We start from the raw sequence: 23,486 nt of genomic DNA on the forward strand, positions 1-23,486 counted from the left end.
GTTATATGTGAAAACAGGACGGGGAACCCACGTGAATTACATCGAGACGTTGCAAAATCAGGTACAGGACATGGCGCGCGGATTTGTCGCTATCCTGCCAAATCTCGCCATTGCCCTCATTGTCTTGTTCATCACGTGGATGGTCGCCAAATTCGCGACCAAGATTGCCGACCGGATCATCGGCAAATCGTCGCTGCGTCCTAGTCTGAAAAAACTGGTCGAGACGCTGGTGAAGCTGGCAATCTGGCTCATCGGCCTGCTGATCGCCGCAGCCGTGGCAATCCCCGGTTTCACGCCCGCCGGCGCCATCGCTGGCCTGGGCATTGGCGCGGTCGCCATCGGCTTTGCGTTCCAGGACATTTTCGAGAATTTCCTCGCCGGTGTGCTGATCATGCTGCGCGAGAAAATGCGGATCGGTGACGTGATCGAGGTCGAGGGCATCCTCGGCCGCGTCGAGAACATCACCCTGCGCGAAACGCATCTGCGGCAAATGTCCAACGAACTGACGATCATGCCCAATGCCATGATTTTCAAAAGCCCGGTCAAGATCCTCACCGACGACCAGCGCGCACGCACCGAAGTCGTCGTTGGTGTCGATTATGACGCAGACCTTGATCAAGCCGAGAAGGCGCTACGCGGTGCAGTCGAAGGCCTAGACGGTGTCGACATGGAAAAGGGCGTGGAGGTCTACGCCATCGAATTCGGCGGAAGCTCAATCGACTTCAAGATCCGCTTCTGGACCGGTTCCAAGCCGCGCGAGGGTTGGCAGGCGCGTCATCTAGCGATCAAGTCGATCAAGAAGGCGCTCGACAATGCCGGGATCGGTATCCCCTTCCCCATCGTCACAAATATGTTCCCCGAAGCACTTCAGATCGAACAGGCAAGCGCCGGGGAAGCCCGCCAGCAGGCCTGATCAGTTCCAGTCGAAGGAAATCTTCCGGTTCACTGCCGGAGGCGGTGCGCGCCTTCTTGCTCGCGCCTGAGCCTCCGCCCTTGCCCGCGCTTCGGCTTCGGCCCGTTCGCGCTGCTTTTGCGCCGGATTGATTGTTACCAGCCCGCTGGACGGAAGACGTGTTGTAACCATCCCGCCGTTATTATCCCCAACCGGTGCAGCAGGCCTGCGCGCCTGCACCAAACCGGCATCGCGATTTGGAGCAGCACTAACGGGTGCAGGTTGCGAAGCCGGCGCGGGACGCGGAATTGGCGCCGGCGACGGTCGGGGTTCCTGCGCTTTCGCCGGTGATGGTGGAATGTAGGGCTTGATCACTTCTTGCGCGGTCGGACCGACAGTCTGCACACGCGATCGTGCGAATACCCACAGCGCAAGCAATGCAAGGCCCAGCAAAGCCAGACCCGATATGATGAAAGCAAAGCCAGTCCAGCCCATGCTGCCGCTTTCTTCGATTTCCTCCACCTGAGCAGGGGCGGATACGACCGAACCTTGCGCTGAAGGCCTTACTTCAGCTGCGGCGGGACTGTCGCCCTCTGATGCAACTGCTCCCGGTGAGGCTTCCGGCAATTCAGTCGTGGTCGCGGATCGCGAAGGAGCAGCTATCGCCCGTGCAGGAGGTTGTGTTGGTCGCTCCGTCGAGGCGCGCGGCGTATCCGTAGCAACCGGCGCGGCCTCACGCGATTGCGGCGCAGGCTGCGCTTCGGCCAAAGGTTGACGCGTGGTCGTGGGCGCTGGTTCAGGCCGCTGTTGCACGGGTTCGCGAGCTGGTGCATCGGCAGGTCGAGCCGGGCCGATGACCGGCGTTGCTTCGCGCCGGACCGGAAGCGAAAAATCACCCGGGATCGCGGGATTGGTCAGAACCGGGGCGGACGTTGCCGTGGGGCTCGGCGTAGCCTCTTGCGCCACCGCAGCGAGCGGAATGCACAGCGTCATAGCCGCGCACAGGGTTACAGCCGCTAAACGGATATCTCGGTTCGCCTCCATGCGCTGCACTATAGAGAGGTTGCCCGTAGCTTGCCTGAACAAAATGTCAGGACTTGTGCTTTCACGCGATGGCCAGAGAAGCTTACACGGCGAGCCGAACGGCGATAAGCCTTATGGCGCGGTTTCGCACGGAGAACGGCCTGGCAGATGTTTACATTTCGTTCTCTTGCGGGATAGTGGCACTGATGGCTGCCCCACCGCCCCAGACTGCTCCGCGACCTGTGCCCCTGCCCGCGATCCACGCCAGCCATGCCGGCAGTTGGGTGCGCGATCCCAACGGCGCGACGCGCGGTGTGGCGAAGGGCGAAGCGGTGATGGCCGCCGCCGATACACCTCACCTCCTGATCAACGCCCCTCTGGTGGCGACACGGCTGGGCTATCCCGATCTCTCGGGACTCGACCTGCTCGAATTGTTCGCCTTCATCCATCCGGCCCGCTTTTGCGTGCCGACCGCGAAGGGCCTTGCCCATGCGCTCGATCTGGCGGAGCCAGAGGACGGAGCCGATGTGCCCGAATTTCTCCAAATGGCGGCGGGCGTATTGCTTGCACGTTGCGAGCAGGCGGACTGGCCCGAACGCGAGGGTGCGTGGAGCGCGCTGCAATCGCTCGCAAGATTGCGCTGGCCTTGGGCGCAGGTGATCGCGCCGCATATCGCCAAGCCCGAAAAGGCGGAGAAATGGCTGTTCTCGCGCCTCCCAGAATGGGAAGAAGCGGCAGAACGTCCTCAGCCTGCGCAAGTTACCCTGTCCGAAGATGCAATACATGGTCAGTTGGACCGGCTGACCGGAACCGGCGCGGAAAAGCGTGACGGCCAGCGCAGCTATGCAGGTGCAGTTGGGTCGATCTTCGCGCCGCGAGAGAAACGGGCCAAGCCGCATGTCCTGCTGGCAGAAGCGGGGACCGGCATCGGCAAGACGCTGGGCTACCTCGCCCCAGCCTCGCTTTGGGCGCAGGAAGCGCAAGGGACGGTCTGGGTCAGCACCTTTACCAAGAACCTCCAGCGCCAATTGCGCGCCGAAAGCAAGCGCGCCTGGCCCGAACGTCGCAGTGATGGTTCACCACCAGTGGTGGTCCGCAAGGGCCGCGAGAATTACCTCTGCCTCCTCAACCTGGAAGATGCGCTGCAGGGCGGATTTGGCGGGCGGGCGGCGATCCTTGCACAGCTCGTGGCGCGCTGGGCTGCCTACACCCGCGATGGCGACATGATCGGCGGCGACTTGCCGGGTTGGCTCGGCACCCTTTTCCGCCAGCGCGCTATCCGCAGCCTGACGGACCAGCGCGGCGAATGCATCTATGCCGGGTGCCCGCATTACCGCAAATGCTTCATCGAACGAGCTGCGCGGGCAAGTGCGCAGGCCGATCTGGTAATCGCCAATCACGCGCTGGTCATGGTCAATGCTGCCCGGGGCCGCGACCATGCACAGCGCCCCACCCGGATCGTCTTCGACGAAGGCCATCACATTTTCGATGCCGCCGACTCTACATTTGCCGCTGCGCTGACGGGACAGGAGGCAATCGAGCTGCGTCGATGGATCGTCGGTCCGGAGCGGGGTTCGAAAGGAAGGCGACGTGGTCTTGCCGCAAGGCTCGCCGATGTCGCCAGTTATGACGAGGCAGGCGGCGAAGCCATCGACGCAGCCTGCGAAGCCGCGGCAGCATTGCCCACCGAAGGCTGGCTTGGCCGAATCGCCGAAAACGCGCCTTCAGGAGAGATCGAAACGCTGCTCGCCGCTGTCCGCGCGATCACCTACGCCCGCGACGAAAGCGGTGCGCTGGGTGCCGGATACGGCATCGAGACAGAGGCTGCCGGACTCGGCGGACCCTTCATCGAGCACGCACAAACTGCCGCGCAGGCGCTTTCGCAAATCCGCGTGCCGCTGATCAAGCTGGGAATGCGGCTCGAAGCCATGCTGGAGGACCCGCCCGACTGGCTCGACGGGCAAGGCCGTGCTCGCATCGAGGGTGCGCGGTTCTCGCTCGTCTGGCGGATAGACACGCTCGCCGCGTGGGAAGCCTTGCTGCTGCGCCTTGGCGGACCCGCTGACGGCGATTTCGTCGATTGGCTGGCGGTCGACCGCAATGAAGCGCGCGAATTCGACATCGGCCTCCACCGCCGGTTCCTCGATCCGATGAAGCCTTTTGCCCATACCGTGCTCGATGGTGCGCATGGCGTGATGCTGACCAGCGCCACGCTAACGGACCGCGCGCCCGAGGGACGTGACTGGCCTACTGCGATCGCCCGCTCCGGCGCGCCGCACATCGAGGTCCAGCCGCAAATTGCCGAAGCAGACAGCCCGTTCGATTATGCGAACAACGCCGAGGTGCTGATCGTCACTGATGTCAAAAAGGGTGATCTGGCGGGCCTTGCCGGAGCCTATGCGCGTATCATCGAAGAGAGCGAGGGCGGCGTTCTGGGCCTGTTCACCGCCATCCGCCGGATGCGGGCTGTACATGGCCGCATCGCCGACCGGCTCGCCCGCGTCGGCCTACCGCTCTACGCCCAGCATGTCGACCCGATCGACACGGGCACACTGGTGGACATCTTCCGTGACGAACCACGCGCCAGCCTGCTGGGCACCGATGCGCTCCGCGACGGGGTGGATGTGCCGGGCGAATCGCTGCGATGTGTGGTGATGGAACAGGTGCCGTGGCCCAAGCCGAGCATCCTCCACCGTGCTCGTCGTGCCGCTGGTGGCGGCTCCGCATACGACGATTCGATCATTCGCGGGCGCTTAGCACAGGCTTTCGGTAGACTGATTCGCAGCCGTGACGACAAAGGACATTTCATCGTCCTCTCACCCGCCTTCCCCTCGCGCCTCCTGTCAGCCTTCCCTGCCGGAGTACCTGTCACGCGATTGACGCTGGACGAGGCTTTACAACGCGTCGCTGCGGGTGTTTCCTGCACGCAGGCCGAACACGAAAAGGATACGCCAGTTTGAAACGTCTCGGCCTGTTGCGCCACGCGAAATCCGATTGGGATGATATGAGCTTGCGCGACTTCGATCGCGGGTTGAACGATCGCGGTCGCAAGGGCGCGAAGCTGATGGGCGAACATATCCGTGAGAGTGGCGCGAAGTTCGACCTCGCAGTCGCCAGTCCTGCAGAGCGGGTGAAACGAACGCTGGAGGCGAGCGAGCTTGGCCTGCCGGTGCAATTCGAGGAAACTGCCTACCTTGCCGACGCTGCAACCCTGATCGGCCTGCTACGCGCAGTGAAAACCGATCCCTCCGCCATACTGCTGGCGGCGCATAATCCGGGTCTGCAGGAACTGGCGCTGACATTGGTCCCGCCCGATGGCGAGGACGCGCTGTTTGACGAGGTCATGCAGAAGTACCCGACCGCGTCATACGCGGTGTTCGAGCTCAATATCGAAAGCTGGGACGAGCTGGAGCCAGGCTGCGGCAAGATGATCCACTTCGCCCGGCCACGTGATCTCGACCCCGAACTTGGCCCGCAAATCGGCGGGTAATTGCCTTAAAAATCAGTCGAGTGCGGCTGCCAGCCGGTCACGAATAGCGCGCAACTGCTGCGTTACTTCCAGCCCTGGCTGGCGCGCGGGTGCATCGGGTGACAGCATCGCGGCAGTTTCCGCCTGCGTGACTGCGGCACCCTGCCGCTGTTCGGAATTTGCGCTGTCGGCCTTGCCCGAAGCGATCGCCTTGCGCGCGCCCTTCAGCGTGTAACCCTCTTTATTGACCAGCCTGTCGATGGTGGTGACCATGGCAATATCCTCGGAACGGTAAAGCCGCCTGCCACCACTTCGCTTCAGTGGCTTGAGCGAAGGGAATTGCTGTTCCCAATAGCGCAATACATGCGGCTTTATCCCGAACGCGGCCGAAACCTCGCCAATAGTGCGCATGGCACCATCGGCCTTGCCATCATCGAAAAGCGGCCCTGCGGAAGAGCCGGCATCGCTCATGAGGCGTTCGCAATTCGCTCTTTAAGCTTGTGGCTGGCACGGAATGTCATCACCCGGCGCGGCGTAATCGGCACTTCGACACCCGTTTTCGGGTTGCGTCCGATCCGTTCTTTCTTGTCGCGCAGCACGAAGCTGCCGAAGCCGGAAATCTTCACGTTTTCGCCGTCAGCCATCGCGCTGCACATATTCGCGAGAATCTCTTCAACGAGATCCAGGCTATCCGCACGCGAAAAGCCCATCTTGTGATTAATTGTCTCTGCCAGGTCGGCGCGAGTTAAAGTCCCTACGGACCGCATGGAATCCATGGCGTTCCCACTCCCAAAGTTTAGCTCCCCACGGACCTTTTATGAACCTGCATGTCAGCAAAGGCAAGGAAAGTAAGACTTTAAGCTAGGGAAAAATCCTACGCGCGCAAAAGGCTCGCGCCCCAGGTGAACCCGCCGCCCATTGCTTCGAGCATCACAAGGTCGCCCGGTTTGATCCGGCCATCGCGTTTCGCGACGTCATATGCGAGAGGAACGGAGGCTGCCGACGTGTTGGCATGGCGATCCACGGTCACTACCATTTTTTCCATCGGAAGGCCGAGTTTCTTGGCGGTCGCATCGAGAATTCGCTGGTTGGCCTGGTGCGGCACGACCCAATCGACATCGCTCGCTTCGTGGCCGGCCTGCTCCAGAACTTCGCGCAAGACACCCGACAGATTGACGACCGCATGGCGGAAAACTTCGCGTCCCTTCATCCGTAACTTGCCGACTTCGCCCGTGGTAGACGGGCCGCCGTCGACATAAAGCAGATCGCAATGTTCGCCCTCGGCATGAAGCTGAGTAGCGAGCAGTCCGGGGCCGTCTTCGGCAACGTCCCGCGCTTCGACAATGAATGCGCCCGCGCCATCTCCGAACAATACGCAGGTGCCACGATCTTCCCAATCAAGGATGCGGCTGAATGTCTCGGACCCGATGACAATGGCGCGTTTCGCCATGCCCGACCGGATCATCGCATCAGCCGTCGCCAGCGCATAGAGGAAGCCCGAGCAGACCGCGGCCACGTCAAACGCCGGAAACCCCTTGCCGCCCAGCGCGGCCTGCACCGTCGTGGCAGTTGCGGGGAAGGTGCGGTCGGGCGTGGCGGTCGCCAGCACGATCAGGTCGATATCTTCAATTGAACAACCGGCATCTTCCAAAGCCGCGCGCGCTGCGGCCGTGCCGAGCGAGCCGGTAGTCTCGTCATCACCTGCAATATAACGTTGGGTGATTCCGGTACGATCGCGAATCCATTCGTCGCTGGTATCGACTTCGCGCGCCAGTTCTTCATTGCTGACGCATCGTTTGGGCAGAGCGGAACCGCTGCCTGTGACGACCGAACGGATCATTGTGCTGCCTCTTCTTCCGACTCGCCATTGGCGTCGCCATGCCTGGCAGTTCCGCGCATTTCCGCACTGACTTCGGCAAGATCGGCGGTGATACGGTCGGTGATATCGTCTTCGAGCAGGCGGGCTGTCACATCGACAGCATTGGCGACACCCTGCGCATTGGCGCTGCCGTGCGATTTCACGATCACGCCGTTCAGACCGAGGAAAACCCCGCCGTTGTGATTGTTGGGATCGAGGTGATGCTTGAGCAGTTCGGTCGCCGGGCGCGAAACAAGGAAGCCGACTTTCGACCGAATGGAACTTGTAAATGCGGCCTTCAGCAGGTCAGTCACGAACCGCGCCGATCCTTCGATGGCCTTGAGCGCGATGTTGCCTGAAAACCCGTCCGTCACGACTACATCGACTTCGCCGCGGTTGATCTTGTCCGCTTCAATAAATCCGTCGAACTGCATGGCGAGGCCGGTGGCGTCACCCAGACGCTGGCTTGCCTCGCGCAAGTTGTCGGTGCCCTTTATGCTTTCAGTGCCAATATTCAGTAAGCGAACGCGAGGCGCCGCCTTGCCGGTTACAATGCGCGAATAGGCTGCGCCCATGATCGCGAACTGCACCAGATTGCGTGCGTCGCAATCGGTGTTCGCTCCAAGGTCGAGCATGACGACATCGTCTTCTAGCAGTGTCGGCATCAGTCCCGCGAGCGCCGGACGATCGATGCCGGGCATGGTGCGCAAGGCCAGCTTGCCCATCGCCATCAGTGCGCCGGTGTTACCCGCACTCACCGCAGCACCACAATCGCCGCTTTTCACGGCCTGGATGGCGAGGCCCATGCTGGTCGTCTTGGCACGGCGAATGGCGCGGCTGGGCTTTTCATCGCCGCCGACCACGTCATCACAATGCAATATTTCGGATGCAGCACGCATTCCGGGATGCTCGTCGAGCGCCGCGGCAATGCGTTTCTCGTCGCCCACGAGCAGGAAGCTGAACTTGTCATGGCGACGGCGCGCCATGGCAGCGCCGTGCACCATTACGCGCACACCTTCATCCCCGCCCATCGCATCAATGGCGATACGCGGTAGGCTCATGCGCTCAATCCTTCCTGTAGAGGAGGCTTAAAGACCCTTGGGCTCGATCACCTGGCGACCATTGTAATGGCCACAGGCGTTGCAAAGCATATGCGGGCGCTTCAGCTCGCCACAGTTGGAACACTCGTGGAAGGCTTCTACCTTCAACGAATCGTGTGCCCGGCGATTGCCCCGGCGATGCGGCGATACTTTTCTCTTAGGGACAGCCATTTCGGCACCTGTTCCTTGAATTCTTGCAAAAACTGTTCGGGTGCCGCCCTAGGCGATGCCCAGCCACCGCGCAAGCACGGTGAAGAGGGTTACCTCGGATACGGCGAAGGCGCGCGCTATAACTGGTTTTTGCATGTTTGCAAGCATTGCAACGACCATGTAGCCCCAAAATCTGCGACTTTCCGCAAACTGATGAAAGAACCCTGCCATGATCTTGCCCGCCACTACCTTGCTTGCGGTGGGAGCCGCCCTGCTCACCATGTGGCACATGAGCCGTATTGGCCGGGTTAGAATGTCAGAAAAGGTCTTGCACGGCAGCGGAGGCAATGAATTGCTCGCACGCCGGATGCGCGGCCAGCTCAATTTCGTGGAAAGCATGCCGTTCGTGATCGCACTGGCGCTGGTCATCGAATTGGCCGGAGCGGGCGGCATGTGGCTCAAAATCGTTGCCGGGATCTTCCTTGCCGGCCGCGTGGCGCATGCGATCGGGATGGATCACGATTACCCTCACAAGGGCCGCCAGTTCGGTACGATCGTCACCATGCTGACGCTGCTGGTTCTGGCGATTGTCGCGAGCCTTGCCTCTTTCGGCGTGATCTAACCGCGCGCAATTGCGGCGTCGCCCACGAACGGATTGGTCTTGCGTTCCTGGCCAAAGGTGCTGGTCGCGCCGTGGCCTGGGACGAAAGTGATATCGTCGCCCAATGGCCAGAGCTTTTGCGTAATCGCATCGAGCAGCGACTGGTGATCGCTCATCGGGAAGTCGGTACGCCCGATGCTGCCCTCGAACAGAACGTCACCGACAAAAGCGAAATTTGCGCCCTTGTGGACAAAGACGACGTGGCCGGGCGTGTGGCCAGGGCAATGGATGACATCCAGCGTGACTTCGCCAATGCTGACCGTGTCGCCATCGTTTAGCCAGCGCGTTGGCTCGAACACGGCACATTGCATGCCGAAGCGTGGGCCATCCTCGTCGAGGCGGCTTATCCAGAAACGGTCGGCCTCGTGCGGACCCTCGATCGGCAAGCCGAGTTCATCCGCCAACATGCCAGCCTGCCCGCAATGGTCGGCATGACCGTGGGTGAGCAGGATCTTCTCGAGGGTTACGCCAGCCTTGGCGACCGCTTCCTTGAGCTTGTCCAGTTCACCGCCCGGATCAACCAGCGCGCCGCGCATGGTCTTGGTGCACCAGACCAGCGAGCAATTCTGCTGGAACGGCGTGACAGGAACGATGGCGGCGCGGATCGGAGATGGGGACGTCATGCGCGTCAAATGGCGCGGCAAAGCGCCGCATGCAAGTGCATCGGTTAGATGTGCCTCAACAAGAGCGACCCGCCAGCGTTCCCCCAATTGGTCTCGCTGGCTGGTCTAATGGGCTCTATTCGAACCACTGTCCCGTGCCGCTGGAGGCGTTCTGCGAATGCCAATCCAAGGTGAGAAGCCCGGCGCGCCCTTCGATGTCACCCCGGCCTTCCATATAACCAACACAAGCAAGCGGCCCATTGGTGCCTTCGCCGCGCCAATCACAGCCATAAACGATCGAGGTTGTGCCGGTTTCACTGGTCGCCTCGCAAGACATATGCATGTCGAACATACTTCCGCTGGGCTGATCCATTCCTACGCAATGCATGGATCCTTCAACCGTGCGGCCATCTTCGTAATTCGCCGTGAAATTGCCATCGACAACGCCAGCCGCAGAAGAGCGTTCAGGCCCGACACCGCCAGTCATTTCGACATCACCCCAGGTGACTTCGTAAGTAAATTGCTGCGCTTGGGCTGGTGCGGCGATCAATAGGGCCGCAAACGCTGCGGCTGCCAGATAGGTCTTCATGTCAGGAACTCCCCCCCTGATTACGCGACCCGGTCACGGTGTTAGCAGAGCGCGGGGAAAATGGCCATTTTCGCGGGGGCGCGCTGGGCAAAGGGCGGTGACGCAAGCGAATTGCAAGCCTATTGAGGCCACATGGACCAACTCACTTATCGCGACGCGACCGAAGCTGACCTGCCTTTTCTCGATGCACTTGCGGCTGAAGACGATGTGGGCACAGCGCGCGATCCGTTGCGGCCCGATCATGCCGAACAGGCGCTCGAAGGGCTGCGCGCCATTACTGCTGACCCGAACCACAGGCTCTACATAGTCGAGTGGGCGGGCGAACCAGTCGGCAGTTTCCAGCTCAGCTTCATCCCGGGCGTTGCGCGGCGCGGCGCATGGCGCGGACAGATCGAAAGCGTTCGCACTCGGGAAAACCTGCGCGGGCAAGGCATCGGCGAAGCAATGATGCAATGGGCAATGGATCGCTGCAAAGACCGCGGCTGCGGGATCGTGCAACTGACCAGTGATCGGAAGCGCGAAGCGGCGCATCGCTTTTACCAGCGATTAGGGTTCGAGCCGAGCCACACGGGGTTCAAGCTGAAGTTGAGCTAGACCCGCCCGCTTTTCCATACCACGCGACCGACAACCTCCAGTTCCTCCGCATCAACATGGATCGGCGGGTAGGCGAGGTTCTGGCTGAGCAGTGAGAAGCGCCCTGCCCCCTGATTGGCGACGCGTTTGACGAACAGTGTGTCGTCGATGCGGACGACGTAGATCCCGTCGCGAAAGGGTTGGTCGCGGCGGTCGACCAGCACTTCATCGCCTTCGCGCAGCAGCGGCTCCATCGAGTCGCCGACTACGCGGATGGCGGAAAGCTGCGCACCATCCAGCCCCTGTTCGATAAGCCAGCGGCGCGAGAAGCGAAACGCATCGAAAGCCCGCTCCTGCGCGCCCAGCGCGCCCGGTCCTGCAGAAGCATCAATCTCGAGCCGCGGTACATCTATCCAGTCGCGGCTCTGTGGTTTTACGTAGGATTTTTCCTGCGGTCCACCAAGCTCCGATTCGTCCAGCCCCAGGAATTGCGCAAGCCTGCGCCGGTCGTCCTCCTCAAGCTTCCGCGGGCTACCCTTGGTTATATATTGCTGTAGATACGTGCCATTACGCCCGATCATCCGCGAAAGCGCAGCAAGGCTGCTACCCTTGATGCGGGCGGCCCGAGCCAATCTTTCGCGTGCATCCATGGGCAATTCCCTACGTAGTGAACAAAATCTTCCTACACGATGTATTTTTCCTAGACAAGTAGGATTTTGCGCGCTGTTTTACATCCATCGAATCGATGCCGAGTCGCGGGATCGATGGGTTCAGAACACTGCCAAGGGGAAACGCGCGTGCTCATCCGCAAGATCGAAGTCTTCCTGCGCCACACCAGAATGCCGCCGACCAAGTTCGGTCGGCTTGCCACAAGCGATCCGCGCTTCGTGCTCGATTTGCGCAATGGCCGCACACCGCGCCCACATACGGAAAAGCGGATAGAACATTTCATGAACACTTATCGCGAGACGACAAATGCGTATTGATCCCAAACCAGTCATCGCCAAGCAAAAGCGTCGCAATCGTCGCGGCCCGACCGAACGACTGTCCGAAGCCCTTATCGCGCTCGCGGAAGGCAAGGCGCGCATTGCCAAGCATTCCGAGAAAGGCTGGGCGAGCATCACCTTCGCCGGCGCGCGGCACCGGGTAGAAATTGTGTTCAAGGGGGCCGACGCAGTCGAAGCGGGCGAATGCTTCATCGCCTTCCTGCCCGAACATGAATTCACCATTCCCGGCCAACTCGTTGCCGACGCGGCGGTCACCGAGGTCGATCACATAGTCGAGCCACCTAGCATGGTGGTGATTTGCGAAATCCTGATGCTGGAGGAAGGTTGAAGCTTGCCGCGTTCAGGGGTTAGCCAACCTTCCAGATACAATCCCACGAGTGCTCGCTTAGCGTCGGCTGATTCCTAAGTCCGCCGCACCACAAGGTTACGGATTTCGGTCATGTCCTCCATCGCGAACTTGATCCCTTCGCGGCCAAGGCCGGAATCCTTGACCCCGCCATATGGCATGTTGTCGACGCGGTAGCTGGGCACGTCGTTGATCACGATGCCGCCCACTTCCAGCCGATCCCACGCGTCGAACATGGCGAACAGGTCGCGGGTGAAAATCCCCGCCTGCAGGCCGAACTCGCTTCGGTTCACCTCTTCCAGCGCCTCGTCCATGGTGGCGAAGGGTTGGAGGACGGCAAGCGGGCCGAAAGCCTCGTCGTTGAGCGCCTGTGCGTCTCTGTCCACGCCCTCCAGCAAGGTGGCTTGCAACATGCTTCCGTCCAGGTCGCCGCCGCACAGCAGCGTCGCGCCACCCGCCACGGCTTCGTCGATCCAGCCTTTGAGTCGCTTCGCTTCTCCTTCGGAAATCATCGGGCCGATAAAGGTTTCGCGGTCTTTCGGGTCGCCCGACTTGAGCGTCCTGGTCTTCTCGACCAGCATAGCCTTGAAACGGGCGTAAACTTCCTCGTGGATCAGGATGCGTTGGACGCCGATGCAGCTTTGCCCGGATTGGTAGAACGCTCCGAACACGATCCGCTCCAGCGCATCGTCCAGATCGGCATCGCGGTCGACCACTACGGCTGCATTTCCGCCCAGTTCGAGCACGACCTTCTTCTTGCCGCTCTTGGCCTTCAGCGCCCAGCCCACGGCGGGCGAACCAGTGAAGCTGAGCAGCTTGAGCCGCTCGTCCTCGGTGAACAGGTCAGCGCCATCGCGGCTGGCGGGAAGAATGCTGAAGGCGCCTTCGGGAAGGTCGGTCTCGGCAAGGATTTCGCCAATTATGATCGCACCCAGCGGTGTCTTGCTGGCGGGCTTCATAACAAATGGGCACCCCACCGCTATGGCAGGCGCGACCTTGTGCGCGGCGAGATTGAGCGGGAAATTGAAGGGAGAAATGAAGCTGCACGGCCCGACTGGATAACGCTTCCAGATGGCCTGGTAGCCCTTCGCCCGCTCGCTGATATCGAGCGGCATTACCTCGCCATACATGCGGGTCGATTCTTCGGCAGCGATCTGGAACGTATCGATCAGCCGCGTGACTTCGCCCTCGCTGTCCTTGATCGGCTTGCCTGCCTCTACGCACAGGGCATAGGCCAACTCGTCAAACCGTTCGCGGAAACGCTTCACGCAATGTTCGAGCACCGCCTTGCGTTCATAGCTGGCCATGCGCGCCATCGGCTCTGCCGCGCGTACCGCGCCCGCAATGGCTTTGTCGATGATCTCCGGATTGGCGAGAGCGGTTCGGAATGCGACCTCGCCGGTGAACTTGTCGGTCACTTCGAGGTCGGCATTGGGCTGCACCGCCTTGTTGTTGAGATAAAGCGGATAAGTGTCTTTCAGCTTGGGCATCGGGCCTCCTGCGAGATCAAGTCAAAGCGCTGCGCTGAGTTTCTTGATGTCGTGGTTCAATATCTGGTCGTTCTCGCTGTAATCTACCGGGCAATCGATCAGATGGACACCCGGCGTATCGCGGCAATGGGCCAGCAATTCGCAAAAATGCCCGGACGATGTCGCACGGTGACCCTTCGCGCCGTAACTCTCCGCATAGGCAACGAAGTCGGGGTTTCCGAATGTCAGGCCGTAATCGGCAAAGCCCATGTTCGCCTGTTTCCAGCGGATCATGCCATAGGCATCGTCGCGTAGAATCAGCACGGTAAGATTGAGGCCCAGTCGGACCGCAGTTTCCATCTCCTGGCTATTCATCATGAACCCGCCATCGCCGCAAATCGCCATCACCTTGCGGTCGGGGTAGAGCATGGCGCTCATCATGGCGCTGGGCAGGCCTGCGCCCATCGTGGCGAGTGCATTGTCGAGCAGCACAGTGTTGCCGAGGTAGGCGCGGTAACAGCGCGCGAACCATATCTTGTAGATGCCATTATCGAGGCAAATGATGCCGTCTTCCGGCATGGCTTCGCGCACCTTGCGCACCAGATAGGGCGGGAAGACCGGGAAGCGATCGTCGGCGGCGAGTTCTGCGGTGTGGGCATCCTCCGCCTCGCGATACTGCACCATGCAATCGGTATCCCAGCGGTCCTGCGGCGTGATCGCTTCCTTCATCTGCCAGATCGCATTGGCAATATCGCCTATCACCTCGATCTGCGGGAAATAGACCGGATCAACCTCTGCCGTGTTGGTGGACACGTGGATCACCATCGTTCCATCGCGGTCCATAAAGAAGGGCGGCTTTTCGATGACGTCATGCCCGAAATTGACGATGCAATCGGCGACTTCGATGGCGCGATGGACGAAATCGCCCGACGACAGGGCTGCACAACCAAGAAACTTGGGATGCCGCTCGTCGATCACGCCTTTGCCCATTTGCGTGGTGACGAAGGGAATTCCCGTTTTCTCGACGAACTGCAGCAGCATCCGGCTGGTCATACGGCGGTTGGCGCCTGCTCCGATGACGAGCACCGGACGCTCGGCCGCTTCGAGCGCTTCCACAGCCTGCCGCACTGCCTTGCCTTCGGCAGATGGTCGCCGCGCAAGCGATGCCGGGATCGGGCGGGAGGTGCATTGTTCCTCCGCTATGTCTTCGGGAAATTCGAGATGCGTCGCGCCGGGCTTTTCTTCTTCCGCCAGACGGAAGGCTTCGCGCACGCGGCTGGGAATGTTTTCGCCCGCGTGAAGCTGGTGGGCGTATTTCGTGATCGGCCCCATCATGTCGACCACATCCAGGATCTGGAACCGGCCCTGCTTGCTGGTCTTGATCGGCTTCTGCCCGGTGATCATCAGCATCGGCATTCCGCCAAGTTGAGCGTAGGCTCCGGCGGTCACCAGATTGGTCGCGCCTGGCCCCAGAGTTGCAAGGCACACTCCCGTCTTGCCGGTGTGCCGCCCGTATGTCGCCGCCATGAAACCAGCACCCTGTTCGTGCCGGGTCAGTATCAGCTTGATGGAGTCACTGTTCGAGAGGCTCTCGAGAAAATCGAGGTTTTCTTCGCCCGGAACGCCGAAGACATATTCGACCCTTTCCATTTCAAGGCATTGCACGAAAAGGTCGGAAGCTTTGGTCGTGTCCGGCATGATTTCCCCCCATGGCTGCACGCTATGCCGGTAACTCATACACAAATTTGACGGGCTTGCCCGAACCTTTTGTCAGTATCCGCGGCCGGGGTCGAATATCGGAGACATTGGCTCACCGGCGATAAATCGCTGCAGGTTGTCAACGAACCGCTCCGCAGAGCGGACATACATCTTGTCCTGTGCCCGTCCGGACAGGTGCATGGTCACATGGGCATTTTCCAGCTGCCAGAGCAGGTGGTCTTTGGGAAGCGGTTCCGGCTCGGTCACATCGAGCAGTGCGGCCTCTATTGTCCTGTCCTCCAGCGCCGTGACGAGCGCCGCCTGATCGATGAGGCTGCCGCGCGCGATGTTCACCAGCACTGCCTCCCGCTTCATGGCCGAGAGTTCGCTGGCACCGATCATGCCTTCGGTTTCCGGAGTGGCGGGCAGCGCCAGGATGATCCAGTCGAATTCGCCCAATCGCACGCGCCATTCATCGGGTCCGATCACATTGGCATCATCACTGGCGGAGCGCCTGACGATGGTAGTTTGCACGCCGAAGCCGGCAAGCCGCTTGGCAACTTCCTGCCCTATTGCGCCATACCCCAACAGCAACGCCCGGCTCCCTGCCAGTTCGCGCTTGCCCGGCGAATCGAAGAGCCACTCGCATCGATCCTGCGCCCGCACGACTTCGCGATAGCCCTTGGCGTGGGTGAGCATCAGCATCAGCACATATTCGGATATCGCGATGGCATTGATGCCTGTGCCATTGGTGATCGTAACGCCGCGCTGCTGCAACAAGTCCAGCGGGAGGAAATCCAGCCCGGCATACATCGAGTTGAGCCAGCGCAATTTTCCGGCACGCTCTACCGCGTCGATCATCGGAGGTATTTCATTGACATCAAACCAGCCGATTTCGGCTTCGGGCGCGAGATCGAGCATCTCGTCTATCGAGGTGTAAAAGCGCCCTTCGATGCCATCGGGCAGGTGCGGCTCGACAAATTCGCGGACAAGTTCGTTGATGACCGCAACGGTCACAGCTTCCATTCCCAGCCGAGCGGGTCGCCGTCCATCACCTCCACGCCTTTGGCCGCGAGCTCGTCGCGCAGTGCGTCGGAGGTGGCGAAATCCTTGGCCGCGCGGGCTTCCTTGCGGCGAGCCAGTGCGTCTTCGATCTCCGCCTCGGCGATGGTCGCGTCCTTCGGGCGAATGCGCATATCGGCGCGCGTAAGCCCGAAGAGATCAAGGCCGAGCACGGCGTCCATTTCCTCGACCACGGCGCGCTTCTCGCCCGCGTCGACCTTCTTGACCGCAAGAGCTTCCTCCAAAGCAGTGAGCGCAATAGCCGTGTTGAGGTCGTCCGACATGGCTTCGGCAAACTTGGTGCGATAGTCTGCGAATTTGGGATGCGCCGGGTCGGCACTTTCAGCATCGGCGAGCCGTTCGACCGCCATCACAATCCGCTTCAGCCTCACCAGCGCGGCCTCCAGCCCTTCCCACGAAAATTCCAGCTCGCTGCGGTAATGCGCCTGCAGGCACATCATGCGGTAGGCGAGCGGGTGGTAGCCCTTGTCGATCAGCAACTGCAGTCGCAGGAACTCGCCGGAAGACTTGCTCATCTTGCCGCTGCGCTCGATCAGGAAGTTGTTGTGCATCCAGATCTTCGCGCCCGAATGGGTTGTCTCGTCGAGTGAGCCGCAACCGCAAAAAGCCTGATTCTGCGCGATTTCATTGGGGTGGTGGATTTCGCGGTGGTCGATGCCGCCGGTGTGAATGTCGAAGGGAAAGCCGAGCAAATTCTCGCCCATGACCGAACATTCCAGATGCCAGCCGGGTGCGCCCTTGCCCCAGGGCGAATCCCATTCCATCTGGCGCGTCTCGCCAGCGGGTGTCTTGCGCCAGATCGCGAAATCGGCTGCGTTACGCTTGCCTTCGACCGTCTCGATCCGGCCTTCGCCCTCCTCGGTCACGGCACGCGCCAGCCGCCCGTAGTCAGCGACGGTGGAGGTGTCGAAGTAGAGCCCACCTTCCAATTCGTAGCAATGCTTGTCCGCAATACTCTTTGCGAAGTCGAGCATCTCCTCGATGTAGTCGGTGGCGACCGACCATTTGGCGGGTTCACGGATATTGAGCGCCTTCACATCGGCCCAGAACGCCTCGGTGTAATGCCTGGCAATATCCCAGATCGACTGCGCGCGTTCGGCGGCGGCTTTCTCCAGCTTGTCCTCGCCCGCATCGGCATCATCGGTAAGGTGCCCGACATCGGTGATGTTGATGATGTGGGTGAGCTTATAGCCCTTCCAGCTCAGCGTGCGACCAAGGATGTCGGCAAAGACATAGGCTCGCATATTGCCGATATGCGGATAGTTATAGACCGTCGGCCCGCAGGTATAAACGCGCGCCTCGCCTTCGTGGACAGGCGCGAAAGTCTCGATCTGGCGGGTGAGTGAATTAAAGAGCTTGAGGTCGGTCATTGCGCGTTCGCATAGGTCGGGGCTGCGCGCTGGGCAAGGGAGCAAGTGCTTCGAGGTGGGGTAATGTGGAGCACATGGAGCACAGTCCGGAGTGCAAAAAACGGGGCCTGTGCAAACCTCCAGGGATGGCGGAAAACTGCGGGTTAGCGGGTTAGCGGCTTGCATCGCAGAACACTGCGCACGGCGCACGCTTGTAGGAAAATATCCGAAGCCTAGGCAGCACCCGGCAATTCGAACCCGGTGAGTTTCCAGCCCAGCCCGTCGCGTGCGAAAATGAGTGTCGGGCCGGCGGTGCCATCTTCGAACGTGCCAATGGCGCGGAAGTTCTCCAGCCCCTCGCGCTCGACATCCCACGATATTTCCTGCCCGCGCAGCCGTTCGGGCAACAGGCCTGCTGCGAGTGCGCCGTTTGAGACCATATTGCCGACCGCCTCTGGCGTCAGCGCCCGATTGGCAACTTCGCGGCCGACACGTTCCGCCACTGCGCCACCAATCTGGTCCAGCAACCCGCCATCACCCACACGGCGTCGCGTCGCCTCGCTGATCTGGTCCGACGCCGAAGCGCGCAAGGCAGGGAAATCGACCCTCTCCTCCAGCGCCGCAACATCACCATCCTGCGCCGCATCGGCGAGACCCTTCATGGCGAGCCAAGGCGAGACGAAATACCAGCCGCCGATGACGAGGGCGATGAGGATGAGGAGGGTAAGGAGTTTGCGCATCATTCTACCTCAAACAAGTCTGCAAGCTGCTCGATGATCGTGCCGCCAAGTTGCTCGGCGTCCATGATCGTGACCGCGCGCTTGTAGTAGCGGGTCACGTCATGGCCGATGCCGATCGCGACCAGCTGCACGGGCGACGCTTTTTCGATCCATTCGATCACCTTGCGCAGATGGCCTTCGAGGTAGCCCGCACTGTTCACGCTGAGCGTCGAATCGTCGACCGGTGCACCGTCGGAAATCACCATCAATATGCGGCGGTCTTCGGGGCGGGCGAGCAGGCGTTCGTGCGCCCACAGTAGAGCCTCGCCGTCGATGTTCTCCTTGAGCAATCCTTCGCGCATCATTAGGCCGAGGCTGCGGCGCGCGCGGCGCATCGGCTCGTCGGCCTTCTTGTAGATGATGTGGCGCAGATCGTTGAGGCGGCCGGGGTTCGGCGGGCGACCATTGGCCAGCCATTTCTCACGTCCCTGCCCGCCCTTCCAGGCGCGGGTGGTGAAGCCGAGTATCTCGACCTTCACTCCGCAGCGTTCCAGCGTGCGCGCAAGGATATCGGCGCTGATCGCGGCGATGGAAATGGGCCGACCGCGCATCGAGCCGGAATTGTCGATCAGCAAGGTGACGACGGTGTCCTTGAAGTCCTGCTCCAACTCAACCTTGTAGCTGAGCGAGTGGCCGGGGCTGATGACCACGCGGGCGAGCCGCGCGGCGTCGAGCAGGCCTTCTTCCTGGTCGAAATCCCAGCTGCGGTTCTGCTGTGCCATCAACCGCCGCTGGAGGCGGTTGGCAAGCCGCGTGACAACGCTCTGCAATCCGGCAAGCTGGCTGTCGAGATAGGCGCGAAGGCGCGTAAGCTCCTCGGTGTCGCACAGCTCGGTCGCTTCGATCACCTCGTCGAATTCGGTCGTGTAGGCGTTGTATTCGAAGGTGTCGGGAAGATCCTGCCACGGCGCGTTGCGGCGCTGCGGGAGCATGAAGTCGTCGCCATCCTCGCCGGGTTCGCCTTCGGTGAGGTTTTCATCGCCGCTGGCTTCGTCCTCGTCCTCGCCCTCGCCTTCTTCGCCCTCTGCCCCTTCGGAGCGGGTGTCGGGCTGGTCGCTGTCTGCGCCTTCGCCTTCTTCCTCTTCGGGCTGTTCTTCCTCGCTCGCGTCTTCCTCGTCATCGTCGAGGTCGAGGCCATCTTCGGGCTCGACTTCGGCAGGCACCATGTCGAGATGGCGCAGCATGTCGAGGCCGAGCTTCTGGAAGGCGCGCTGGTCGTGCAAGGCGTCCGCCAGTTGCTCGAAATCGTCGCCGGTGCGGCTTTCGATATATTCGCGCACCATATCGACGCCCGCTCGCGCTGCTTCGGGAATCGGCTGGCCGGTCAGCTCTTCACGCAGCATCAGACCGAGCGCGGTGTGGAGCGGTACATCGTCGCTGCTTTGTGCGCGGGCGATCGCGCTTCCCGCCACGCGCCGTTCCTGCATCGCGGCAAGATTTTCGCGTATTCCGGCAAATTCGGTCTCGCCAAGCGCTTCATACCGCGTCCGCTCGATGGCATCATAGCAAGCGCGGGCATCGGCATCTTCGGGGCGGTGACGCGTGTGCAGCCCGGCATTGTGGTGGCGCAGGCGCAGCGCGAAACTGTCGGCAAAACCACGCGCCTCTTCCGCCTCTGCCGCCGTGACATTGCGCGAAGGCATCGGCACGCGGGCGGTCTTGCCCTGCTCGGAAGCGGAATCGGCAGTGAAACCGACCTCCACCTCCGCATCACGCGCAATCGCACGTGCCGCGCCGGTCAGGGCGAGCTTGAAGCGATCGAGGGGAGATTCGTCTGCCATATGCCGCGCTGCCTAAAGCACCGCGCGCAGGGCGCAAGGGGTCAAAAGCGCCGTTACAGCAGGCTGCCCCCGCCCAGCACGCCGATCAGCACCGGATCGTTGGTGGCGCGCGGGTTGGCGCGGATGGCCGCTTCCTCAACGCCCATCTCAGTCCAGATCGCAGTGTCGATCCGGTTGGAGAGGTTCTGCGCGACGCCGGAGATGTTGATGCCGGTTAAACCAGCAAGCAATTCGCCAACCAGAGGTTCATTGGCAATGCGCATGGCTTGGCCCAGCTCTGGCACCATGGCTTCGATCAGCGATGTCGCCATGCTTTCGCGCAAGAAACCGGTGGCGGCCGTTGGCCCGCCGTTGATCAGCGCGATGGCGTTCTCGATGCCGATGAGACGCACTGCATCAGTTACGATCGGAGCCGCACGTTCGGCACCCTCAATGGCGATATCGGCAAAGGCATGTTCCAGCCGATCCTTGAACAGCGTCGAGGTGAGGATATTGGCGACCACCCCGCCGCGCGCGCCGATCATGTTGGACAGGCCGATGGCGGCTACCTGTTCGTCCCAGAACCCGCCGGGAGCGGTCAGGCGTGCAAAGGCGCGTTCGCTCGACAGGTAAAGCAGTCGCCGCACGGCATCGGTTAGGCTGAACCCGCCAAGGCTTTCGCAGCCGGGCAAGGCCAGCACGGCACCGGTCGCGCCGATTCCGGCGAGAAATTTTCGGCGGCCAAGGGTCTTGGCGGTGGAGGTCGTGGCGAATTCGGTCATAAAACGTGTCCTCTTCTTGCCGCCGGTGCGGCGCAATGGCCATATAACGCAGATGCCCGCAACCCGTGCCCGATTGCTTGTAATGAACGCTGCGCTTGGCCCGTTGGACTATCGCGTGCCCGAGGGCATGTTAATCCAGCATGGATCGGTCGTTGTGGCACCGCTTGGACCCCGGCAAGTTACCGGAATCATTTGGGAAGAGGAGAAATTGCCCACCTCTCCCGTACCCGAATCCAAGCTACGGCCATTGCTGGCCATAGTCGATGTTCCACCCATCCGCGCCGAGTTGCGGCGGCTGATCGAATGGACGGCGGATTACTACATCGCCCCGCTCGCCTCGGTTGCGCGAATGGTCATCTCGAGCGGCGGAGCCTTGCGCGGCCCCGCCACGATGATCGAATATCGCCTGTCCGGCGGAATGCCCGAGCGCATGACGCCGCAGCGCGAACGCGCAATCGCAGCGCTTGAGGGCGAGCAGGCGACGATCCGCGAGCTGTCGGGCCTTGCCGGAGTGTCCGAAGCCGTGCTGCGCGGACTGGTCAACCAGGGCGTGCTGGAACCGGTCGAAGTGGATATCGACCGCCCTTACACCGGCGCGCGCCACGATTATGACGAGCCGGAATTGAGCGAGCAGCAGACCGAAGTCTCGGCGCGGCTGGTCGAGGCGGTGGCTGCGGAAAAATTCGCGCCGATCCTGCTCGACGGCGTGACAGGGTCTGGCAAGACCGAGACATATTTCGAAGCCGTGGCGCAGGCGTTGAAAGGCGACCGCCAAGTGCTCGTCCTGCTGCCCGAGATTGCGCTGACCGAAGCCTTCCTCAGCCGCTTCGAGGCCCGCTTCGGTGCCGCGCCGATTACATGGCATTCCTCACTCAAATCGACCGAACGCCGCCGCGCATGGCGCGCTATTGCCAGCGGCGAAGCGCAGGTCGTGGTCGGGGCGCGCTCGGCGCTGTTCCTTCCCTATGCCAATCTCGGCCTGATCGTTGTCGATGAAGCGCATGAAATAAGCTTCAAGCAGGAAGACGGGGTCCGCTACAACGCCCGCGATGTCGCTGTGATGCGTGGGCATTTCGAAAGTATTCCGGTGGTGCTCGCCAGCGCCACGCCTGCGCTTGAAAGCCTCCACATGGCCGATAGCGGCACCTACGAGAAACTGGTCCTGCCTGCCCGCTATGGCGGCGCGCAATTGCCCGATATCCAGCTCGTCAACTTGAACGACGAGCAACCCGGCAGGGGATCATGGATCGCCCCGCCGCTGCGCCGCGCGCTGGAAGATCGGCTGGAGCGCGGCGAGCAATCGCTGCTGTTTCTCAACCGCCGCGGATATGCCCCGCTGACACTGTGCCGCAATTGCGGGTTCCGCTTCCAGTGCCCCAATTGCAGCGCGTGGCTGGTCGAACACCGGCTGAGCAAGCGGCTGGCCTGCCACCATTGCGGGCACGAGACGGCACCGCCCGAGAAATGCCCGGAATGCGGCGAGCCCGATTGCCTGGTCGCGTGCGGCCCCGGCGTCGAACGCATCGCCGACGAGGTGGCCGAAATACTGCCCGATGCCCGCGTGGCGCTGGTCACGTCCGACACACTCAATTCGCCCGAGAGGGCCGCCGAATTCGTTGCCATGGCAGAGGCGAAGGCGATCGACGTGATCGTCGGCACGCAGCTTGTCACCAAAGGGTTCCACTTCCCCGAACTGACATTGGTCGGCGTGATCGACGCTGACCTTGGCCTTGAAGGCGGCGATTTGCGCGCGGCGGAGCGAACATACCAGCAAGTCGCGCAGGTCGCCGGGCGCGCGGGGCGCGGAGCCAAGCCGGGCGAAGTGCTGATCCAGACCCGCCACCCCGAGGCGCCGGTCATCGCCGCGCTGGAAGCAGGCGATCGCGATGCCTTCTATGAAGCCGAGACTGACGCACGCCGCCACGCAGGCGCTCCGCCATTCGGACGCTGGGCGGCGATCATCGTGTCGAGCGAGGACGATGCCGAAGCGCGCATGGCCGCGAACCGCATCGGCGATACACGGCCCCGGCTGGACGATGTCATGATCCTCGGCCCCGCTCCTGCCCCGCTTTCCCTGCTGCGCAATCGCTACCGCTATCGCCTGCTGCTCAATGCAAGGCGCAGCGCGCAATTGCAGCAGGTGATCCGCGACTGGCTGAGCCGCGTCGATCACCCGCCCGGCGTGCGCGTGGGCGTCGATATTGACCCCTACAGCTTCGTCTGATCAGCGGCGGAAATCGTTTCCAAAGAAACCGCATTTTCGCTAGCCATATAACAATTTTGTTATATGCTTATG

General features: G+C 61.7%; 24 protein-coding genes. 8 read left to right on the plus strand and 16 right to left on the minus strand.

Annotated features, from left to right (window positions below; genetic code table 11):
• The first annotated feature begins 70 nt into the window (after positions 1–70).
• The gene (locus AAC850_RS01035; RefSeq protein WP_340586555.1) at positions 71–913 is read left to right on the plus strand and encodes a mechanosensitive ion channel family protein; all 843 of its coding nucleotides are present in this window, start codon (positions 71–73) and stop codon (positions 911–913) included.
• Here the strand turns inward: AAC850_RS01035 and AAC850_RS01040 are convergent, their stop codons facing one another.
• On the minus strand, positions 914–1,936 hold the full coding sequence (locus AAC850_RS01040) for a hypothetical protein (protein ID WP_340586558.1): 1,023 nt from the start codon (positions 1,934–1,936) through the stop codon (positions 914–916).
• Between the two features lie 185 nt (positions 1,937–2,121).
• On the opposite strand from AAC850_RS01040, the gene AAC850_RS01045 reads away from it, so the two are divergent.
• Positions 2,122–4,875 (plus strand): ATP-dependent DNA helicase, encoded by a 2,754-nt coding sequence (locus AAC850_RS01045; protein ID WP_340586561.1) that lies wholly within the window; start codon positions 2,122–2,124, stop codon positions 4,873–4,875.
• On the plus strand, positions 4,872–5,405 hold the full coding sequence (locus tag AAC850_RS01050; protein ID WP_340586564.1) for a SixA phosphatase family protein: 534 nt from the start codon (positions 4,872–4,874) through the stop codon (positions 5,403–5,405). The genes AAC850_RS01045 and AAC850_RS01050 overlap by 4 nt, the downstream gene beginning before the upstream one ends.
• A 12-nt stretch (positions 5,406–5,417) precedes the next feature.
• On the opposite strand, the gene AAC850_RS01055 is transcribed toward AAC850_RS01050, so the two are convergent.
• The 5 genes from AAC850_RS01055 to rpmF form a co-directional block, all read right to left on the minus strand.
• Positions 5,418–5,855, minus strand: coding sequence for a MerR family transcriptional regulator (locus tag AAC850_RS01055; protein ID WP_340586566.1), 438 nt, complete (start codon positions 5,853–5,855; stop codon positions 5,418–5,420).
• Positions 5,852–6,151, minus strand: coding sequence for an integration host factor subunit alpha (locus tag AAC850_RS01060; protein ID WP_340587221.1), 300 nt, complete (start codon positions 6,149–6,151; stop codon positions 5,852–5,854). The genes AAC850_RS01055 and AAC850_RS01060 overlap by 4 nt, the downstream gene beginning before the upstream one ends.
• Before the next feature lie 107 nt (positions 6,152–6,258).
• Entirely contained in the window at positions 6,259–7,224 is a 966-nt protein-coding gene (locus AAC850_RS01065; protein ID WP_340586570.1) for a beta-ketoacyl-ACP synthase III, read from the minus strand.
• The gene (gene plsX / locus AAC850_RS01070) at positions 7,221–8,303 is read right to left on the minus strand and encodes a phosphate acyltransferase PlsX (protein WP_340586572.1); all 1,083 of its coding nucleotides are present in this window, start codon (positions 8,301–8,303) and stop codon (positions 7,221–7,223) included. The genes AAC850_RS01065 and plsX overlap by 4 nt, the downstream gene beginning before the upstream one ends.
• 27 nt (positions 8,304–8,330) lie before the next feature.
• Positions 8,331–8,513 carry a 50S ribosomal protein L32 gene (gene rpmF / locus AAC850_RS01075; RefSeq protein ID WP_197921703.1) on the minus strand — a complete coding sequence of 61 codons (183 nt, stop codon included), beginning with the start codon at positions 8,511–8,513 and terminating at the stop codon, positions 8,331–8,333.
• 208 nt (positions 8,514–8,721) lie between these two features.
• On the opposite strand from rpmF, the gene AAC850_RS01080 reads away from it, so the two are divergent.
• The gene (locus AAC850_RS01080; RefSeq protein ID WP_340586580.1) at positions 8,722–9,114 is read left to right on the plus strand and encodes an MAPEG family protein; all 393 of its coding nucleotides are present in this window, start codon (positions 8,722–8,724) and stop codon (positions 9,112–9,114) included.
• Here the strand turns inward: AAC850_RS01080 and AAC850_RS01085 are convergent.
• Both AAC850_RS01085 and AAC850_RS01090 read right to left on the minus strand, forming a co-directional pair.
• Positions 9,111–9,776: an MBL fold metallo-hydrolase gene (locus tag AAC850_RS01085; protein ID WP_340586582.1), complete on the minus strand. Its 666-nt coding sequence runs from the start codon at positions 9,774–9,776 to the stop codon at positions 9,111–9,113. The two genes, AAC850_RS01080 and AAC850_RS01085, sit on opposite strands and share 4 nt — an antisense overlap.
• Before the next feature lie 115 nt (positions 9,777–9,891).
• Positions 9,892–10,344, minus strand: coding sequence for a hypothetical protein (locus AAC850_RS01090; RefSeq protein WP_340586585.1), 453 nt, complete (start codon positions 10,342–10,344; stop codon positions 9,892–9,894).
• Positions 10,345–10,476: 132 nt separating this feature from the next.
• On the opposite strand from AAC850_RS01090, the gene AAC850_RS01095 reads away from it, so the two are divergent.
• Positions 10,477–10,938 (plus strand): GNAT family N-acetyltransferase, encoded by a 462-nt coding sequence (locus AAC850_RS01095; protein WP_340586587.1) that lies wholly within the window; start codon positions 10,477–10,479, stop codon positions 10,936–10,938.
• Here AAC850_RS01095 and AAC850_RS01100 read toward each other — a convergent pair.
• On the minus strand, positions 10,935–11,567 hold the full coding sequence (locus AAC850_RS01100) for a S24 family peptidase (RefSeq protein WP_340586590.1): 633 nt from the start codon (positions 11,565–11,567) through the stop codon (positions 10,935–10,937). The genes AAC850_RS01095 and AAC850_RS01100 overlap by 4 nt on opposite strands.
• Before the next feature lie 147 nt (positions 11,568–11,714).
• Here AAC850_RS01100 and AAC850_RS01105 point away from each other — a divergent pair, with 147 nt between their 5' ends.
• Positions 11,715–11,903: a hypothetical protein gene (locus AAC850_RS01105; RefSeq protein ID WP_340586593.1), complete on the plus strand. Its 189-nt coding sequence runs from the start codon at positions 11,715–11,717 to the stop codon at positions 11,901–11,903.
• Entirely contained in the window at positions 11,893–12,252 is a 360-nt protein-coding gene (locus AAC850_RS01110) for a hypothetical protein (RefSeq protein ID WP_340586595.1), read from the plus strand. The genes AAC850_RS01105 and AAC850_RS01110 overlap by 11 nt, the downstream gene beginning before the upstream one ends.
• A gap of 74 nt (positions 12,253–12,326) precedes the next feature.
• Here AAC850_RS01110 and AAC850_RS01115 read toward each other — a convergent pair whose 3' ends face one another.
• From AAC850_RS01115 to AAC850_RS01145, 7 genes are all read right to left on the minus strand, one after another.
• Positions 12,327–13,760 carry an aldehyde dehydrogenase family protein gene (locus tag AAC850_RS01115; protein WP_340586597.1) on the minus strand — a complete coding sequence of 478 codons (1,434 nt, stop codon included), beginning with the start codon at positions 13,758–13,760 and terminating at the stop codon, positions 12,327–12,329.
• 21 nt (positions 13,761–13,781) lie between these two features.
• Entirely contained in the window at positions 13,782–15,437 is a 1,656-nt protein-coding gene (locus tag AAC850_RS01120) for an acetolactate synthase large subunit (RefSeq protein WP_340587222.1), read from the minus strand.
• A 72-nt stretch (positions 15,438–15,509) separates the two neighbouring features.
• Positions 15,510–16,454, minus strand: coding sequence for a D-2-hydroxyacid dehydrogenase (locus AAC850_RS01125; protein ID WP_340586600.1), 945 nt, complete (start codon positions 16,452–16,454; stop codon positions 15,510–15,512).
• Positions 16,451–17,890, minus strand: coding sequence for a cysteine--tRNA ligase (gene cysS / locus AAC850_RS01130; RefSeq protein WP_340586603.1), 1,440 nt, complete (start codon positions 17,888–17,890; stop codon positions 16,451–16,453). The genes AAC850_RS01125 and cysS overlap by 4 nt, the downstream gene beginning before the upstream one ends.
• Positions 17,891–18,102: 212 nt before the next feature.
• Positions 18,103–18,612 (minus strand): DUF2939 domain-containing protein, encoded by a 510-nt coding sequence (locus AAC850_RS01135; protein ID WP_340586606.1) that lies wholly within the window; start codon positions 18,610–18,612, stop codon positions 18,103–18,105.
• Positions 18,609–20,429 (minus strand): cobaltochelatase subunit CobT, encoded by a 1,821-nt coding sequence (cobT, locus tag AAC850_RS01140; RefSeq protein WP_340586607.1) that lies wholly within the window; start codon positions 20,427–20,429, stop codon positions 18,609–18,611. The genes AAC850_RS01135 and cobT overlap by 4 nt, the downstream gene beginning before the upstream one ends.
• Before the next feature lie 53 nt (positions 20,430–20,482).
• On the minus strand, positions 20,483–21,190 hold the full coding sequence (locus tag AAC850_RS01145) for a DUF4197 domain-containing protein (protein ID WP_340586610.1): 708 nt from the start codon (positions 21,188–21,190) through the stop codon (positions 20,483–20,485).
• A gap of 52 nt (positions 21,191–21,242) precedes the next feature.
• On the opposite strand from AAC850_RS01145, the gene AAC850_RS01150 reads away from it, so the two are divergent.
• Positions 21,243–23,414 (plus strand): primosomal protein N', encoded by a 2,172-nt coding sequence (locus AAC850_RS01150; RefSeq protein ID WP_340586613.1) that lies wholly within the window; start codon positions 21,243–21,245, stop codon positions 23,412–23,414.
• Positions 23,415–23,486 lie beyond the last annotated feature (72 nt).

Origin of the sequence: Erythrobacter alti, assembly GCF_037996805.1 — a bacterium.
GTDB lineage: Bacteria > Pseudomonadota > Alphaproteobacteria > Sphingomonadales > Sphingomonadaceae > Alteraurantiacibacter > Alteraurantiacibacter alti.

Coding starts and splice junctions, on each gene's coding strand:
- AAC850_RS01045 (WP_340586561.1), top strand. CDS start 2,122: ATGGCTGCCCCACCGCCCCAGACTGCTCCGCGACCTGTGCCCCTGCCC.
- AAC850_RS01145 (WP_340586610.1), bottom strand. CDS start 21,190: ATGACCGAATTCGCCACGACCTCCACCGCCAAGACCCTTGGCCGCCGA.
- AAC850_RS01040 (WP_340586558.1), bottom strand. CDS start 1,936: ATGGAGGCGAACCGAGATATCCGTTTAGCGGCTGTAACCCTGTGCGCG.
- AAC850_RS01090 (WP_340586585.1), bottom strand. CDS start 10,344: ATGAAGACCTATCTGGCAGCCGCAGCGTTTGCGGCCCTATTGATCGCC.
- AAC850_RS01080 (WP_340586580.1), top strand. CDS start 8,722: ATGATCTTGCCCGCCACTACCTTGCTTGCGGTGGGAGCCGCCCTGCTC.
- AAC850_RS01120 (WP_340587222.1), bottom strand. CDS start 15,437: ATGCCGGACACGACCAAAGCTTCCGACCTTTTCGTGCAATGCCTTGAA.
- AAC850_RS01150 (WP_340586613.1), top strand. CDS start 21,243: ATGCCCGCAACCCGTGCCCGATTGCTTGTAATGAACGCTGCGCTTGGC.
- AAC850_RS01060 (WP_340587221.1), bottom strand. CDS start 6,151: ATGCGGTCCGTAGGGACTTTAACTCGCGCCGACCTGGCAGAGACAATT.
- AAC850_RS01110 (WP_340586595.1), top strand. CDS start 11,893: ATGCGTATTGATCCCAAACCAGTCATCGCCAAGCAAAAGCGTCGCAAT.
- cobT (WP_340586607.1), bottom strand. CDS start 20,429: ATGGCAGACGAATCTCCCCTCGATCGCTTCAAGCTCGCCCTGACCGGC.
- plsX (WP_340586572.1), bottom strand. CDS start 8,303: ATGAGCCTACCGCGTATCGCCATTGATGCGATGGGCGGGGATGAAGGT.
- AAC850_RS01115 (WP_340586597.1), bottom strand. CDS start 13,760: ATGCCCAAGCTGAAAGACACTTATCCGCTTTATCTCAACAACAAGGCG.
- AAC850_RS01035 (WP_340586555.1), top strand. CDS start 71: ATGGCGCGCGGATTTGTCGCTATCCTGCCAAATCTCGCCATTGCCCTC.
- AAC850_RS01055 (WP_340586566.1), bottom strand. CDS start 5,855: ATGAGCGATGCCGGCTCTTCCGCAGGGCCGCTTTTCGATGATGGCAAG.
- cysS (WP_340586603.1), bottom strand. CDS start 17,890: ATGACCGACCTCAAGCTCTTTAATTCACTCACCCGCCAGATCGAGACT.
- rpmF (WP_197921703.1), bottom strand. CDS start 8,513: ATGGCTGTCCCTAAGAGAAAAGTATCGCCGCATCGCCGGGGCAATCGC.
- AAC850_RS01135 (WP_340586606.1), bottom strand. CDS start 18,612: ATGATGCGCAAACTCCTTACCCTCCTCATCCTCATCGCCCTCGTCATC.
- AAC850_RS01100 (WP_340586590.1), bottom strand. CDS start 11,567: ATGGATGCACGCGAAAGATTGGCTCGGGCCGCCCGCATCAAGGGTAGC.
- AAC850_RS01085 (WP_340586582.1), bottom strand. CDS start 9,776: ATGACGTCCCCATCTCCGATCCGCGCCGCCATCGTTCCTGTCACGCCG.
- AAC850_RS01065 (WP_340586570.1), bottom strand. CDS start 7,224: ATGATCCGTTCGGTCGTCACAGGCAGCGGTTCCGCTCTGCCCAAACGA.
- AAC850_RS01095 (WP_340586587.1), top strand. CDS start 10,477: ATGGACCAACTCACTTATCGCGACGCGACCGAAGCTGACCTGCCTTTT.